The organism is Mesorhizobium sp. CNPSo 4671 (genome assembly GCF_057784245.1).
This window is the reverse complement of record NZ_JBWLUW010000001.1, coordinates 368,069-383,514: the sequence shown is the minus strand read 5'-3', so window position 1 is coordinate 383,514 and position 15,446 is coordinate 368,069. Positions and strand designations below refer to the sequence as shown.

The 15,446-nt window shown below is 63.7% G+C and carries 16 protein-coding genes; 13 read left to right on the top strand and 3 right to left on the bottom strand.

The genetic code is table 11. From position 1 onward, the window contains the following. Positions 1-65: 65 nt before the first annotated feature. Positions 66-359 (top strand): TFIIB-type zinc ribbon-containing protein, encoded by a 294-nt coding sequence (locus AC04SF_RS01660; RefSeq protein WP_488476232.1) that lies wholly within the window; start codon positions 66-68, stop codon positions 357-359. 77 nt (positions 360-436) lie between these two features. After that, the gene (locus AC04SF_RS01655; RefSeq protein ID WP_488476231.1) at positions 437-1,423 is read left to right on the top strand and encodes a Tim44 domain-containing protein; all 987 of its coding nucleotides are present in this window, start codon (positions 437-439) and stop codon (positions 1,421-1,423) included. Between the two features lie 36 nt (positions 1,424-1,459). Here the strand turns inward: AC04SF_RS01655 and AC04SF_RS01650 are convergent, their stop codons facing one another. Further along, a complete protein-coding gene (locus tag AC04SF_RS01650; protein ID WP_488476230.1) occupies positions 1,460-2,557 on the bottom strand; it encodes a lactonase family protein in 1,098 nt (365 codons plus the stop codon). A 196-nt stretch (positions 2,558-2,753) separates the two neighbouring features. On the opposite strand from AC04SF_RS01650, the gene AC04SF_RS01645 reads away from it, so the two are divergent. The 8 genes from AC04SF_RS01645 to AC04SF_RS01610 all read left to right on the top strand — a co-directional run bounded on the left by AC04SF_RS01645 (position 2,754) and on the right by AC04SF_RS01610 (position 10,311). Then, positions 2,754-3,305, top strand: a complete 552-nt coding sequence (locus AC04SF_RS01645; RefSeq protein WP_488476229.1) for a MaoC family dehydratase — start codon at positions 2,754-2,756, stop codon at positions 3,303-3,305. 2 nt (positions 3,306-3,307) lie between these two features. Further along, positions 3,308-4,468: a CaiB/BaiF CoA transferase family protein gene (locus AC04SF_RS01640; protein ID WP_488476228.1), complete on the top strand. Its 1,161-nt coding sequence runs from the start codon at positions 3,308-3,310 to the stop codon at positions 4,466-4,468. A gap of 14 nt (positions 4,469-4,482) precedes the next feature. Beyond that, complete coding sequence (locus AC04SF_RS01635; RefSeq protein WP_488476663.1) at positions 4,483-5,628, top strand: extracellular solute-binding protein; 1,146 nt, start codon at positions 4,483-4,485, stop codon at positions 5,626-5,628. 23 nt (positions 5,629-5,651) lie between these two features. Further along, a complete protein-coding gene (locus AC04SF_RS01630) occupies positions 5,652-6,839 on the top strand; it encodes an ABC transporter substrate-binding protein (protein WP_488476227.1) in 1,188 nt (395 codons plus the stop codon). Positions 6,840-6,905: 66 nt separating this feature from the next. Further along, positions 6,906-7,643, top strand: coding sequence for an ATP-binding cassette domain-containing protein (locus AC04SF_RS01625; protein ID WP_488476226.1), 738 nt, complete (start codon positions 6,906-6,908; stop codon positions 7,641-7,643). Then, positions 7,636-8,394: an ATP-binding cassette domain-containing protein gene (locus AC04SF_RS01620; RefSeq protein WP_488476225.1), complete on the top strand. Its 759-nt coding sequence runs from the start codon at positions 7,636-7,638 to the stop codon at positions 8,392-8,394. The genes AC04SF_RS01625 and AC04SF_RS01620 overlap by 8 nt, the downstream gene beginning before the upstream one ends. Further along, positions 8,391-9,341 carry an ABC transporter permease gene (locus tag AC04SF_RS01615; protein WP_488476224.1) on the top strand — a complete coding sequence of 317 codons (951 nt, stop codon included), beginning with the start codon at positions 8,391-8,393 and terminating at the stop codon, positions 9,339-9,341. The genes AC04SF_RS01620 and AC04SF_RS01615 overlap by 4 nt, the downstream gene beginning before the upstream one ends. Position 9,342: 1 nt before the next feature. Beyond that, a complete protein-coding gene (locus AC04SF_RS01610; RefSeq protein WP_488476223.1) occupies positions 9,343-10,311 on the top strand; it encodes an ABC transporter permease in 969 nt (322 codons plus the stop codon). A gap of 64 nt (positions 10,312-10,375) precedes the next feature. On the opposite strand, the gene AC04SF_RS01605 is transcribed toward AC04SF_RS01610, so the two are convergent. Next, positions 10,376-11,215, bottom strand: coding sequence for an amidohydrolase family protein (locus AC04SF_RS01605; RefSeq protein ID WP_488476222.1), 840 nt, complete (start codon positions 11,213-11,215; stop codon positions 10,376-10,378). Between the two features lie 66 nt (positions 11,216-11,281). Further along, positions 11,282-12,067 carry an IclR family transcriptional regulator gene (locus tag AC04SF_RS01600; RefSeq protein ID WP_019856711.1) on the bottom strand — a complete coding sequence of 262 codons (786 nt, stop codon included), beginning with the start codon at positions 12,065-12,067 and terminating at the stop codon, positions 11,282-11,284. Between the two features lie 170 nt (positions 12,068-12,237). Here AC04SF_RS01600 and AC04SF_RS01595 point away from each other — a divergent pair, with 170 nt between their 5' ends. The 3 genes from AC04SF_RS01595 (at position 12,238) to AC04SF_RS01585 (ending at position 15,446) form a co-directional block, all read left to right on the top strand. Next, positions 12,238-13,557 (top strand): ABC transporter substrate-binding protein, encoded by a 1,320-nt coding sequence (locus tag AC04SF_RS01595; RefSeq protein WP_488476221.1) that lies wholly within the window; start codon positions 12,238-12,240, stop codon positions 13,555-13,557. A 126-nt stretch (positions 13,558-13,683) separates the two neighbouring features. Beyond that, the gene (locus AC04SF_RS01590) at positions 13,684-14,580 is read left to right on the top strand and encodes a carbohydrate ABC transporter permease (RefSeq protein ID WP_488476220.1); all 897 of its coding nucleotides are present in this window, start codon (positions 13,684-13,686) and stop codon (positions 14,578-14,580) included. Then, positions 14,580-15,446 (top strand): carbohydrate ABC transporter permease, encoded by an 867-nt coding sequence (locus tag AC04SF_RS01585; RefSeq protein ID WP_488476219.1) that lies wholly within the window; start codon positions 14,580-14,582, stop codon positions 15,444-15,446. Before AC04SF_RS01590 ends, AC04SF_RS01585 begins: the two co-directional genes overlap by 1 nt.

Sequence of the window (15,446 nt, the reverse complement as noted above, 5' to 3'; positions counted from 1 at the left end):
TTTAACGGGCCCGTTTCCACCCTTTTCGGTCAAGCGGGCTCAATCCTTTCGGTTTGGAGCCCCGTATGACATCTTCCCTTCTTGGTCTGATTTGCCCCTCCTGCCGCGTTGCGCTCACAATGAGCGAACGCCAGGGTATCGAGATCGATTATTGCCCGCAGTGCCGTGGCGTCTGGCTTGATCGAGGTGAACTCGACAAGATCATCGAGCGTTCCGGCAGGGAGGCGGCGCCCGCGCCGCAGCCACAGCCGGCGGCGTTCTCCCAGCCGCAGCACGGCCGCGATGACGATTATTCCCGCTCGCAGGGCCACCGCTATCCCAAGCGGAAGAAATCCTTCTTCGAGGAATTGTTCGATTGACCCGATGACACCGCCCGGTGCCCGGGCCGGCGCCTGCTGAAATTCCTGAAAACCACATCGACAAAGGTTCATCTCCGATGATGTCTCGCACCAGCCGATTTGCAGCCCTGTTTGCAGGACTGTTCCTCGCATTCTCCATGGTCGCGATCGATCATGCCGAGGCGCGGCGCGGCGGCAGTTTCGGCAGTCGCGGCACGCGCACCTTCCAGTCGGCGCCGCCGACCAGGACCGCGCCGGCGCCGACCGCTCCGGTCGAGCGTTCGATGACGCCCAACACCGGTGTGAATTCTGCCGCCCGGCAGCCGCTGGCCGGCCCGCAGAGGCCCGGCTTCATGAGCGGTTTTGGCGGAACGATGATGCGCGGCCTGCTGCTCGGCGGCCTGATCGGCCTGCTGGTGGGCCAGGGCTTCGGCGGCCTGGCCGGCATGTTCGGCTTCCTGCTTCAGGCCCTGCTCATCGGTGGCGCCATCATGCTGGCCATCCGCTTCTTCCGGTCGCAATCCGCGCGTGGCCCTGCCCCGGCGCTGGCCGGTGCCGGCAATGCCGAGGCGTCGCGATTTGAGAACCGCGCAACGGAACAGCAGCAGACCGCAGGCTCCTTTACAATTCCCGGCTTCGGCGGCGGTTCGGGCGGAAGCTCGCCGGCTGCAGGCTCCGAAGAGATCACCTTGGCCCAGACCGACCTCGACGCCTTCCAGCAGCTGCTGACCGATGTCCAGGAAGCATTCGGGCGCGAAGACCATGCTGCGCTCCGCCGGGCGACGACGCCCGAAATGGTGTCCTATCTCTCGGAGGAGCTGGCCGACAACGCCCAGAAAGGTCTCCGGAACGAGGTCTCCGATATCACCTTGCTGCAGGCCGACATCGCCGAAAGCTGGCGCGAGGATGACCGCGACTACGCCACAGCCGCACTGCGCTACGAGTCCCGTGACGTGATGCGCGAACGGGCCAACGGCAAGGTCGTCGAAGGAGACGAGGATCATCCGACGGAGACGACCGAGCTGTGGACATTCACGCGTCAGAATGGCTCGAGCTGGAAGCTCTCGGCCATACAGCAGGCTTGAGCCCCGTCCAGTTGTCCGAGGGTCGTTGCGAGCGCCTCAGCGCACGATCCTGACGCACATCGGTGTGCCGATCTCGATGGCGCGTCCGGTGTCGGTCAGCATGCCGCTCGCAGCGTCACGCGCGAAGATCGAGATGCGGTCGGCATTCTGATTGGCCGAGAACAGATGGCCGCCTGACGGCGTCAGTGCCAGGTTGCGCGGCGTGGCGCCGCCACAGCGGACATAACCGACGAGGTCGAGCGCGCCGGTCTGCTGGCCGACCTCCATGATGACGACACTGTCATGGCCACGATTGGAGCCGTAGATGAAGCGGCCATCCGGCGAGATCTGGATATCGGCGCAATGGTTGCTGTCGCGCGCCTCGGCCGGCACCGCCGGCTTGGCATCGATGATCGACAGCTTGCCTGATGCATCGTCCAACGCCATCGACACGACGGTCGAGTCCAGCTCGTTCATGACGAAGACGAAGCGTCCGTTCGGATGCAGCGCGAGATGACGCGGACCTGCGCCCGGCGTCAGGGCGGACTCGGCAAGCTTGCTCAGATTTCCATCCTGTTCGATCCGGTAGGACACCAGCCGGTCGATGCCGAGGTCGGCGACGATGGCTGTTCCGCCGGCAATGGTTTCGGTGACGCTGTGGGCGTGCGAGCGTTCCTGCCGCGCCGCGTTCGGCCCCGTGCCGGAGTGCGAAACGCTGGCCAGCGGCGCCGACAGCGCGCCGTCCTTCTCGAAGCCGTAGACCACCACCGCCCGATCCGGACCGCCCTCGCCCATGCCATAGTTGGCAACCAGCAACTTCGTCCCATCGCGGGTGATGGTGTTGTGGGCGGTGATGCTGCCGAGCGACGGCTGCTTGTTCAGATAGGAGAGCGTGCTCGAACCACGATCGAAGCGGTAGGCGGAGACGGTGCCCTCGCGCCAGGCAAACACTTCCGAATTGGCGTAGATGCGCGAACCATCCGATGTCACCGAAAGGAAGGTCGGGTTGTCGACGTCATTGGTCTCGGCCAGCTTTCGCGTTTCCAGCGTTGCCTCGTCGAAGCTGTAGACGCTGAGGCCGATGCCGCGCGCGCCCTGAAAATACGGCGCCTCGCGGTTCAGGCTACCGACGAAGACCAGACAATCCTTGCCCATGATTTCCTCCCTCCCGCCTGCACCTGAGCGTGCGGGCCGGCCAAAATTTCGCCTGTCCTCGCTTGCAACGCAACCCCATATGTGAAAATACTATTTACAAAAGAAGATTGACGGGAGGAGACGTCTTGCATTCAGGCGCTTCGAGGCGTGTTCAAACGATTGCTGGGTACCTCCCGCGAGATCGCTGGAGCCAGCCATGAACGACTTCGCCCCCACGGTCGGCGTTGCCTCGACGCATCCAAAAAACATGCCTGAAGATCATGCCGCACTGCCGGTGTGGAACGCCGAGAACTGGTTCTATGAGGACTGGCCGGTCGGCCAGAAAATCCGCTCGTTGCGGCGCACAATGGCGGAAGGCGACAGCCATTTGTTCAACGCGCTGGTGCTCGACATCCACCCTTATGTACAGGACCAGATGTTTGCCGAGAGCGAAGGCATTTTCGGCAAGCGGCTGATCGCCGGCGCTTTCGTCTTCTCGGCGGGGCTGGGGCTGGTCGCCACCAACTGCGTCAATGCCTTTTCCTATGGCTATGATAAGCTGCGCTTCATAAAGCCTGTTTTCATTGGCGACACGATCTACTCGATCCGCTCCAACCTCGACAAGAAGCCTCGCTACAAGGAAATGGGGCTGATCCGCGCCAGCTACGAGGTGTTCAAGGGCGAAGGCGAACTCGTTCTCTATTGCGAGCATCTGCAGACGGTGAAGTACCGCAACCCGGCCGATTTCGTCGGCAAGACGGAGGAATAGAGATGCCGGCGCCAGCCGAATTGCCGCTTGCCGGTCTTGTCGTCGTCGACATGAGCCAGTTCCTGTCCGGACCTTATTGCTCGCTCCGGTTGCTCGACCTCGGCGCCCGCGTCATCAAGATCGAGCGCCCGGATGGCGGCGACCTGTCGCGCCGGCTCTATCTGAGTGACACCGAGATCGGCGGCGATTCCACCATCTTCCATGCCATCAACCGCGCCAAGGAAAGCTTTGCCATCGACCTCAAGAACGAGGCCGATCTCCAGGCGCTGCGCGCTCTTCTCGCCAAGGCCGACGTGCTGATCCAGAATTTCCGGCCGGGTGTCATCGAGCGACTGGGCCTCGACTATGAGGCAGTGCGCAAGATCAACCCGCGTTTGGTCTATGCCTCGATCAGCGGCTATGGCGAAGAAGGCCCATGGGTCAAGCGGCCCGGCCAGGATTTGCTGGCGCAATCGCGTTCCGGCGTGATGTGGCTGAATGGCGATGAGGACCAGGGGCCGGTGCCATTCGGACTTGCCATCGGCGACATGCTGGCGGGCGCGGCCTGCGCGCAAGGCATCCTGGCCGCACTGGTGCGACGCGGCATCACCGGCCAAGGCAGCCACATCGAAACCAGCCTGCTCGAAGCGCTGGTCGACTTCCAGTTCGAGGTGCTGACCACGCATCTCAATGACGGCCGCCGCTTGCCCAAGCGCTCCAATTTCCGCAGCGCGCATGCCTATCTGTCGGCGCCTTATGGCGTCTATCAGGCCAAGGACGGCTATCTCGCCATCGCCATGACGCCGATCCCGAAACTCGCCGACCTGCTGTCGCTTAACGAGTTGGCACCCTATCGCGACAGACCGGCATCGTGGTTCACCGCGCGCGACGACATAAAGGCGATAATCGCGCAGAGAATTGCCACCAAGACCATCGACGAATGGCTTGCCATTCTCGAGCCGGCAGACATCTGGTGCGCCAAGGTGCTGACCTGGCCGGAGATGCTGGCCAGCGAAGGTTTCCAGTCGCTCGACATGCTGCAGACGGTGACGCGCGAGGACGATGTCTCGATCCTCACCACCAGTTCGCCGCTCAGGGTCGATGGTATCAGGGCGAAGGTCGATCGCGCCGCACCACGCATCGGCGAGCACAGTGCCGCGATCCGCGCGGAGTTCGGCCTGTGACCACGCTCAAGGGCATGACCTGGAGCCATCCGCGCGGCTATGATCCGATGGTCGCCTGCTCGTCGCTTTGGCAGCAGAGGACCGGCATCGCCATCGAATGGGACAAGCGCTCGCTGCAGGATTTTGAATCCTTCCCGGTCGAGGAGCTGGCGCGCGCCTACGACCTCATCGTCATCGACCATCCGCATGTCGGCCAGATCACGGCGGAAAGCTGCCTTGCGCCGCTGGATGTCGCCGGCCGCGAGGCAGAGCGAACCGCGGTCGCCTCGGGCAGTGTCGGCCAGTCCTATCCGAGCTATAGCTGGCAAGGGCGGCAATGGGCTTTTCCGATCGACGCGGCGACGCAGGTCCAGGCCTGGCGGCCGGACGCGCTTGATGCACCGCCGGCGCGCTGGAGCGACGTGCTCGATCTCGCCCGGCAAGGCCGCGTGCTTTTGCCGTTGCGACCGCCTCATTCGTTGATGGTGTTCTACACGCTGGCCGGCAATCTCGGTCGTCCCTGCACGACCGAACCGTCCCGCGATCTGATCGACATCGAGACCGGCAGCCAGGTCTTCGAAGCGATGCGCGAGATCGCCGCGCTGGTCGAACCGGCATGCTTCGAGATGGATCCGATCGCGGTCTCCGAACGCATGGCGGCGGCGGATTCCAAGATCGCCTGCGCGCCGCTGATCTATGGCTACGTCTCCTATGCGATATCAGGGTTTCGTGCGCACCGGCTGGCCTTCACCGACATTCCGGTCATCGGTTCCAACGGCCCGGTCGGCTCGGCGCTCGGCGGCACCGGCATAGCGGTGTCGGCCTTTTCGCGGGCAAAAGAGGCCGCGATCGATTTTGCGTACTGGGTTGCCAGCGGCGATGTCCAGCGCGGTCCCTATGCCGCCGTCGGCGGACAGCCGGGTCACGCCGCCGGCTGGGAAGATCAGACCGTCAACGCCGCGACCGGCAATTTCTATCGCGACACGCGCGCGACGCTTGAAGGCGCATGGGTGCGGCCGCGCCATGACGGTTACATGGCGTTCCAGCAGGCAGCATCCGACCGCATCCTTTCCGGCATCGCAGGCAGGCAGAAGCCCGCCGCGGTCGTTGCCGATCTCAATAACCTGTTCCGGGAGAGTTCGCCCGCGCAGGTGTCCGGCGCTGCCGGTGGAGGAGCCTGAACGAAACCGAACGGAGGAGAAAAATGAAAAACATGATGCGCGGCCTGATGGCCGCAACCGCTTTTGTATCCATCACGGGCGTTGCCTATGCCCAGGACGTGCAAGGCGTCATCGGGGGGCTGCCGACCGAACTCAAGGCGCAGTATGACGGCGCACCGCAGAAGGTGCTACCTTCGGCCTGGGACAATTTCACCCCGCCGCCGAAGCCGTGGAAATGGTGCCACTCGGAATCCTACCAGGGCAATCCGTGGCGGGTCACCGTGACCAAGGAGCTGAAGCGCCTGGTCGACGGGCTGATCGCCGACGGCACGGTGTCCAGCTTCGAAGTGTCCGATTCCAACAACGATGCCGGCCAACAGATCAACCAGATCCGCGCCTTCATCGACAAGAAGTGTTCGATCATCACCTCGATCCCGGGCTCGGCCACCGCGCTCGACGATGCCATCGATGCCGCCGCCAAGGCCGGCATCCCGTTCATCACCGCGGCCGGCTCGGTGACCAGCCCGAACGCCATCAATGTCGATTCCAACTATGCGCGCTGGGGCTATGACATGATGACGGCGATCGGCAAAGCGCAGCCGGACGGCGCCAGCATCCTGCTCGTCGAAGGCATTGCCGGCCATCCGATCGTGGTGCAAGAACGACAGGGTGCCGACAAGGCGTTGGCTGAGAATCCGAAGCTGAAGATTTCGCGCAACGTCAACGGCAACTGGACGGCCAATGTCACCAAGACCGTCGTGCTGCAGGCGATCGCCACCAATCCGGCGCCGATCGACGCGGTGTGGACGACCGGCAGCGAAAGCCGCGTCGTCGCCGAGGCCTTCGCCGAAGCCGGCCGGCCAGCGCCGCTGATCACCGGTTCGATCACCGGCGACGCTCTCGGCTACTGGAAGGCCAACCCCGACAAGTACCGCTTCGAAGGCCATGCCGTGTTGCCGCACTGGACCGCTGAGACGCTGTTCCGCGTCGGCGAGCGCATGCTCGACGGCCAGAAGCCGAAGCTCAACACGCTGCTGATCCCGATCCCGCCGGTGCACAGCGCCGATCTCGGTTCCTGGTACAAGGACTGCATGACGACGGATGCCGTCTCGATCTTCCCGGTGCCGCCCAAGGATCCGATGCCGGAGGAATGGCTCGACGCCTATTTCTCGAACCCGGCGCCGACGAAGGGCTGGGACTATTCGAAAGTGCCAGACGCCTGCGCGAAGTGACGCCTGAGACAAACCCAGAAAGCCGGCTCCTTTCGGGGAGCTGGCTTGCCAGCTTCGAAACACGGCATGCTTGAAATCAAAGACATATCCAAACGCTATGGCGAGACGATCGCGCTGGCCGACGCTTCGATCGCGTTCCGGGCAGGCACCATCCACACCATCCTGGGCGAGAACGGCTCGGGCAAGAGCACCATGGTCAAGTTGCTGTCCGGCATCGTCCAGCCGGACAGTGGCGCGATCCTGCTGCACGGCACGCCGTTCTCTGTCGCAAACCCGTCGGCCTTCCAGGCGCAAGGTTTTGCTACCGTGTTCCAGGAGGTGCTGATCGCACCGGATCGCAGCGTGACGGACAACATCCTGCTCGGCCTCGATGGGCTGCTCCGGCGTGCCGTGCCACGCAACGAACGCCGTGACAGGGCGGCAGCCGCGCTCAAACGCTTCGCCGTGACCAACGTTCCCCTCGACATGCCTGCCGGGCTGCTGCCGCTGGCCGCGCAGCAATTGGTGGTGCTAGCCCGAGCGATCGTGCGCAATCCCCGGATTCTGATCCTCGACGAAGTCACCGCGGCGCTCGATTTCGCCGACCGCGAATCCGTCTTTTCGCTGATGCGCGCACTGGCCGGTGAAAGCTGCCTCATCCTGTTCATCACCCACCGCATGGACGAGGTGATGTCGTTGTCGGATCGCATCTCGATCCTGCGTGGCGGCAGCGTGGTGCGCACCGAGGAGCGCGGCGCCTCGACACCAGCGGAATTGCTCAAGGCGATGGCGCCACGCACGGCGGCGGAGCTGGCGCATGGTTGATCGCGCCGCCCCTGATTTTCGCGGGCTCGCCATTCGCGACCTCGTCATCGCGCCCGGCGCCAGCGCAATTACGCAAACCATCGCTCCCGGTGAGCTCGTCGGCCTTGCCGGCCTCGACGGCCATGGCCAGGAGCTGTTCCTGAAAATGCTCGCCGGCCTGGTGGCGCCACTTGGTGGCTCGATCGAGCTCGGCGTCTCCGGCGCGTCTCGCAAGATCACCGGATTCCGCAAAGCCGTCGCCAGCGGCATCGCCTACCTGCCGCGCGACCGGCGTGCGAACGGCATTTTTCCGACCCAGTCGGTGCTCGACAATTTCGCCGTATCAACACTGTCGCGCGATACGCGGCTTGGCCTGATCAGCCCGGCGGCGCGTAAGGCGCGCTACGACCTCTACCGGGAGAAACTGTCGATCGTAGCACCGCGACCCGATGCGCCGATCACCACCCTCTCCGGCGGCAACCAGCAAAAGGTGCTTTTGGCACGCGCGCTGGCGCTGGAGCCGGCGATCCTGCTGCTCAACGATCCGACCCGCGGCGTCGACGTGGCGACGCGGCATGTTCTCTACGACGTCTTTCGCGGGCTGGCCGCCGAGAGCATGGGGCTGGTCATCCTGTCCAGCGAGATCGAGGAAATCCTTCTCCTCTGCCACCGCGTGCTGGTGTTCCGGGAAAACGAGGTCGCGGCGGAAATCTCCGGTGAAGCGATGACCGCCGATAGCGTGATCTCGGCCATGTTCGGACGCGCGGCATGAGCCCCGTCACGCGCCTCCTGTCGCTAGGGCGAAGTGTGGGCTTCGCCGTTGTGCTGCTGGCCGTCCTGCTTGCGGTCAATCTCATCCTCAGCCCGGCGCGGTTCCAGCCGGGGTCGTGGGGTGCGCTGGTCGGACTGGCCGCACCCCTGATCGGCGCGGCTATCGCCTCGACACCGGTCATCCTCGCCGGCCGTGGCGGCATCGACATTTCGGTCGGCCCGCTGATGGGCTTCGTCAATGCCGTCGTGATCCAGCTGCTGTTTCTCAAGGCCGGCATCTCCTCACCCGTGCTGCTTGTCCCGGCGGCCCTGCTCATCGGCGCGCTGGTTGGCGTGGCCAACGGCTTTCTGGCGACGATCGTACGCATCCAGCCGATCGTCGCCACGCTCGGCACCTATCTGATCCTGACCGGCGTGACGCTGACGATCCTGCCCGCACCGATCGGCCCGGCGCCGGCATGGCTCAAGGCATTGGCAGGTCCTTGGTCGATGTTGCCGCTGCTATTGATGTTCCTTGCCTGGTGGCTGGTGCGGCGCCTTCCCTACTACGATCAGCTGATGGCGGTCGGCAGCGATGACCGCGCCGCCTACACTGCCGGCGTCGATGTCACGCGCGTGCGCTTCATCGCCTATGTCATGACCGGCATCCTTGGCGGCTGCGCAGGGCTGATGCTGACGGCGCTGATCGGTTCCGCCGACCCCAATATCGGGCCGACCTACACGCTGATCGCGATTGCCGCCGTAGCGCTTGGCGGCGTCAGCCTAGCCGGCGGACGTGGCGGCGTCGCCGGCGCCGCGATCGGGGCCATCGACATCTTCCTGCTGCAAAGCGTGCTGACGACATTCAACGTCTCGACCTTCGTGCTGCAGATCGCCTACGGCGCCATACTGGTGCTGGCGGTGATGCTGACCGCGCTGCAGGAACGTCTTGCCACGAGGGGGCACTGACATGGCCGGGCGAAACCTGTTTGCGACAACCAATGCCCGCGTCGTTGGCGCTTTCTGTGTCGCGGCCCTTCTGCATCTCGCCGGCACGGTCCTCATTCCAGGTTACTCCTCGCCATTTGCCGTGCGCGCCATGCTGGTGCTTGCCTCGCTGCTGGCGGTCGCCTCGATCGGACAGACGCTGGTCGTCATCATGGGTGGCATCGACCTGTCCATCCCCTTCGTCATCGGCTTTGCCAATGTCGTGGCCGCACAGCTCTACGGCGATGGCTGGAATTTTGTCCTCGTCTGCGGCCTCGTCGCGGTGCTGGCGATCGTTATCGGCGGGTTGAACGGTCTGATTGCGCGCAGCCTCGACATCCAGCCGCTCATCGTCACGCTCGGCATCGGCATGATCGTGCAAGGGCTGGTGTTGCTATGGACCGCAGGCTTCCCCTCAGGCTCGGCGCCGCAAGCGGTTTCCAGCTTCGTGTCGATCGGCGGATCGGCCGGGCCGCTGCCGGTGCCGTGGCTGGTGCCGAGCCTGGTCGTGCTGGCCGCGCTCGTCGTGCTGGTGCTGGAGCGGACGCCCTATGGACGCCGGCTCTATGCGCTCGGCAGCAATCCGGGCGCGGCGCCGCTGGCGCTGATCGACCCGGTTCGCATGTGGGTGATCACCTATGCCGCGAGCGCCTTTTTCGCCGCCGTCGCCGGCGTGCTGCTGCTCGGCTTCACCGGCTCGGCCTATGGCGATGTCGGCCAACCCTATCTGTTTCAGACCATTGCGGCAGTCGTCGTCGGTGGCGCGGCACTGGTCGGCGGCCGCGGCAGCTATCTCGGCACCATCGCCGGCGTGCTGGTGCTGACCGAGATCAACACGCTGCTGATCGGGCTTGGCTTCCAGCCTTCGGCGGTGCAAGCAGCACTGGGCTTCATCATCGTGCTGCTGGTCTCGCTCTACGGCCGCGAGCGGCACGTCTCGACGACGATCTGACGGCGATTGTTTGTTTGACGCAATTCCGGACGGAAAACCGCTCCGCACTTTTCCTGGAATTGCTCTATTTCAACCGCCACAGCTTGCGGGCATTGCCCGACAACAATCCGTCGCGCTCCGCGACGCTGCAGCCGGAAAGCAGCGCATGGGTCGCGCCCACCCAGATCGACAGCCCGCTGCCCAGCGTGCAGACCGGCCAGTCGCTGCCCCAGACGACACGGTCCCAGCCGAACGCCGCGATGGTGTGCTCGACATAGGGCCGCAACGTCGCGGCTGTCCAGTTGCCGGGATCGGCATAGGCGACGACGCCAGAGATCTTGGCCATGACATTCGGACGCCGCGCGATCTCGCTCATATGCTCGCGCCAAGGATGCTCGGCTCCGCGCTTGATATCGGGCACGCCGCAATGGTCGAGGACGAACTGGACATCGGGCGCGAGGTCGGCCAGCGCGATCGCCTTGGGGATCTGGTGCGGCAGCACGACCAAATCGAAAGTCAGCCCAGTGCCGCCAAGCCGCTTGATGTTGTCGCGAAACACCGCGCCTTCCGACAGATCGTCCGGCACAACATGGAGCACGCGGCGGAAGCCCTTGACGAACGGATTTGCCCGCTGCCTTTCGAGATAGGCTGAAAAGTCGGCGTCTTCAGGCCGGCAGGACGCGATCGCCCCGACCAGCATGCTGCCCGCCTGCCGTGACAGGCCTTCGACCCGTGCGGTCTCGGCTTCGATGTCGGCCGGATCGACATCGACCTCCATATGCAGCACGCGCTCGACGCCAATACGCTGCGCCTCGGTGGCGTATTCCTCATAGGAGAAATCGCGGTCGAGCGCCGGCACACCGGCGAGCCAGGGATAGCGCAAGGCCGAACGATCGATGAGATGCAAATGGGTGTCGATGATCATGGCGAGGCTCCTCCCTCTAGGGTTTTCAAATCATCTCACGGAGGAATTCTTCATTCAAATAAGAATTTATGCTGCCGAGCCCACAGCCGACCCGGCCAGATGCGACAGCTTCTCGCAGGTCGCCAGCAGCAGTTCGATGGTCCGGGTGATGTCGGGCGCGGACGGCGCATTGACCACGGTGATGTAGGGGATCGACAGCGCGGCAATGGCCTTGCCGTCGGAACTGCGCACCGGTGCCGACAGATTGAAGACTCCGGCGGTCTGCATAGAGGCCATCATCTCGTAGCCACGGTCGCGGATCTGGTCGAGCCGGGTGAAGAACTCGGCCGACTGCGCCGTCTTGTCGGTGCTGCGGACATGTTCGGAAATCATCATCTGCCGCTCTTCCTGCGAGCGGAAGGCCAGCAGCACATGGCCCGAACCGGTGTCGAACAGGCTGATGTGGGAGCCGACCCGGATCGAGATGCCCCAGTAGTTCGGCGCCTCCTGCTGGGCGATGACGACGGCAGAACCGCGATCAAAAACAACGAGTTGATTGGCCTGCTGCGAGGTCTCGGCCAGCTCGCGCATCAGCGGCGTCGCGTAGGAGACCAGCCGCCGCACCGGAGCGTGCAATTGCGCAAGGCCGAATAGCTTCAGTGTCAGCGAATAGCGGTCGCCATCCAGCCTTGTGACATAGCCGCGCCGCACCAGCCGGTCGAGCATGCGGTAGAATTCATTCGGGCTACGGTCGAGTTTCTTGGCGATTTCGGCCTGGGTCAGGCCGCCATCGACGCCGGCCAGCAGCTCAAGGATGTCGAGCCCCTTGTCGAGCGCCGGCGCGCGATAGCGCTCGTCTTCGCTGTCGTCCATGGGGGTGCTTCTCCAGTGAAATCGATTCTTCATATACGCATAAATGGAGCCGGCGGAAACAAATTTCGCCTTGACGTATCCATGAATGTTTTGTTTGTATATGAATGTAGCACTTCTTGTCATCAGACGAGTTGCGGTCGCCTGCCAAGGCGCACCAAGGGAGGATACCAATGAACAGACTGCTTTCCGGCGTGTCAGCCGGTGCATTGATGCTTGCATTTGGTGCAGGCACGGCCCTTGCCGGCGACCTGCCCGGCAAGTTCGAAGGCGTGACCGTCGACGTGAAACTGATCGGCGGCCAGCAATATGAAAAGCTCTATGAGCGCATACCCGAATGGGAGAAGGCCACCGGCGCCAAGGTCAACATCCTGACCAAGAAGAACGGCTTCGACATCGACAAGGAGTTGAAGTCCGACATCGCTTCCGGCAGCACCAACTGGTGCGTCGGCTGGAACCATTCGTCCTTCGCGCCGCAATATACGGGCCTCTACACCGACCTTAGCAAATTGCTGCCCAAGGAAGAGATCGACGCCTTCGTGCCGTCGACGATCAAATCGGCAACCATTGACGGCAAGCTCGAAATGCTGCCGCGCGCGCAGTTCGACGTCTCTGCGCTCTACTACCAGAAGAGCCTCTACGAGAACGCCGACAACAAGACCAAGTTCAAGGCCAAATATAGCTATGATTTGGTGCCGCCGGACACCTGGAAGGAGGTCACCGACCAGGCCGAGTTCTTCGCCAACCCGCCCAATTTCTACGGCACGCAGTTCGCCGGCAAGGAAGAGGCGATCAACGGTCGCTTCTACGAGATGGTGGTCGCCGAGGGCGGCGAATATCTCGACAAGGACGGCAAGCCGGTCTTCAACTCCGACGCCGGCATCCGGGCACTCGACTGGTTCGTCCATCTCTACAAGGCCAAGGCCGTGCCGGCCGGAACCACCAACTACCTCTGGGACGATCTCGGCCAGGGCTTCGCCTCGGGCACGGTCGCCATCAATCTGGACTGGCCGGGCTGGGCCGGCTTCTTCAACGATCCGAAGTCGTCGAAGGTCGCCGGCAATGTCGGCGTGAAGGTCGCGCCGAAGGGCTCTTCCGGCAAGCGCACCGGCTGGTCCGGTTTCCACGGCTTCTCGGTGACCGAGAACTGCCCGCACAAGGAGGCCGCCGCCTCGCTGGTGTGGTGGCTGACCAACGAGGACAGCCAGAAGCTCGAGGCCGCCGCAGGCCCGCTGCCGACCCGCACCGCTGTCTGGGACTGGGACCTGAAGCAGGCCGAGAACGATCCCTACAAGAAGGAAGTTCTTTCCGCCTTCCAGGAAGAAGCCAAGCACGCCTTCGCGGTGCCGCAGACGCCGGAGTGGATCGAGATCTCGAACGCCGTCTATCCGGAACTGCAAGCGGCGATCCTCGGCGACAAGACCTCCAAGCAGGCGCTGGATGAGGCCGCCGCCAAGGCGACGCAGATCCTGCAGGACGCCGGCAAGCTCTAGAACCGTCTCCCAAGGCTGCCTCCCCCACTTGGAATGGGGGAGGCGATCGCGTCTTGCCGGAGGCTCCGCGATGCACATCGCCTTTCGGCGCCCCGCCCACGCAATGCAACACCTCACAGGATTCTGATGAAAGGCTTCAAGCCATCGGCGCCATTCCTGCTGCTGCTTCCGGCCTTCGTCGTGCTGGCGGCGGTCGTCGTCGTGCCGCTGCTTTTGTCGCTCTATTCGAGCTTCACGCCGTTCCGCCTGACCAAGCCCGAGACATTCTATGTCTTCATCGGCTTCCGGAATTATCTCTCGATCCTGGCCAACGCCGATTTCTGGTGGGCCTTCGGCCGCACGGTGCTGCTGCTGACGATCGCGCTCAATCTCGAAATGCTGCTTGGCCTTGGCCTTGCCATGCTGGTCGAGAAGGCGACGCGCGGCCAGCGTATCCTGCGCACGCTGATGATGTTTCCGATGATGTTCTCGCCGATCCTCGTCGGCTTCCAGTTCAAGTTCATGTTCAACGACAATATCGGCCTGGTGAACAACGCCCTGCAGTCACTTGGGCTTACGCAAGACGCCATTCCATGGCTGATCGAGGGCCATCTCGCCTTCATCGCCATCTCGATCGCCGAAATCTGGTCGTCGACGGCGATCTTCGCCATCCTGATCCTCGCCGGCCTGCTCGCCATGCCCAAGGAGCCGATCGAGGCGGCGCGCGTCGATGGCTGCACGCCGTGGCAGACATTCCGCTATGTGACGTGGCCGTTCGTCATGCCCTTTGCCTACATCGCCATGACCATCCGCTCGCTCGACGTCGCGCGCGCCTATGACATCGTCAAGATCATGACCGATGGCGGACCGGCCGGCCGCACCGAGCTGTTGTGGACGCTGGTGGCACGCACCGCCTATAGCGACGGCCGCATGGGCATGGCCAACGCGATGGCCTATTTCTCGATCCTGCTGTCGATCGCCTTCACCGTCTATTTCTTCAACAAGCTCGCCGCGGCGCGCACGCAGATCGGTGCGGAGTGGTGATGGACGAGAATTCTTCCGCCCGCCTGAAGCGCCGGCTCACCGGCATCGTCTATCGCATCGGCCTGTTCCTGGCGATGCTGACGATCTGTTTGCCGGGCCTCTGGATCGTGCTGTCGTCGCTGCGGCCGACCGTCGAGATCATGGCCAAGCCGCCGGTGTGGATTCCGCAGGAGGTTTCGTTCGATGCCTATGTCGCGATGTTCTCAGGCATCGGCAAGGGCGGCATCCCGGTCATCGAATATTTCCGCAACTCGCTGATCATCTCGGTGACTTCCACGGTGATCGCGGTGGCCATCGGCATGGCCGGCGGCTACGCCTTCGCGCGCTATCGCTTCCGCGGCAAATCGAGCGTCTTCCTTGGCCTGATGCTGACGCGCACCGTGCCCGGCATCGCGCTGTCGCTGCCGCTGTTCTTCCTCTATGTGCGGCTCGGCATCATCGACACGCATTTCGGGCTGATCCTCGCCTATGTCGCGCTCAACGTACCGTTCACCATCTGGCTGATCGACGGCTTCTTCCGCCAGGTGCCGAAGGATCTCGCGGAGGCCGCGCAGATTGATGGCTGCACCCGCTGGCAGGCCTTCTGGCAGGTCGAGTTTCCGCTTGCCGGTCCGGGCATCGCGTCCGCCGCCATCTTTGCCTTCCTGACCTGCTGGAACGAATTCGCGCTGGCCTCGCAACTGACCCGTTCGGTCAGCGCCAAGACGCTGCCGGTCGGCCTGCTCGATTACACGGCCGAATTCACGATCGACTGGCGCGGCATGTGCGCGCTCGCCGTGGTGATGATCATCCCGGCGCTCACCCTCACCTACATCGTCCAGAAACACCTTGTCGGCGGCCTGACCTCCGGCGCGGTGAAAGGCTGA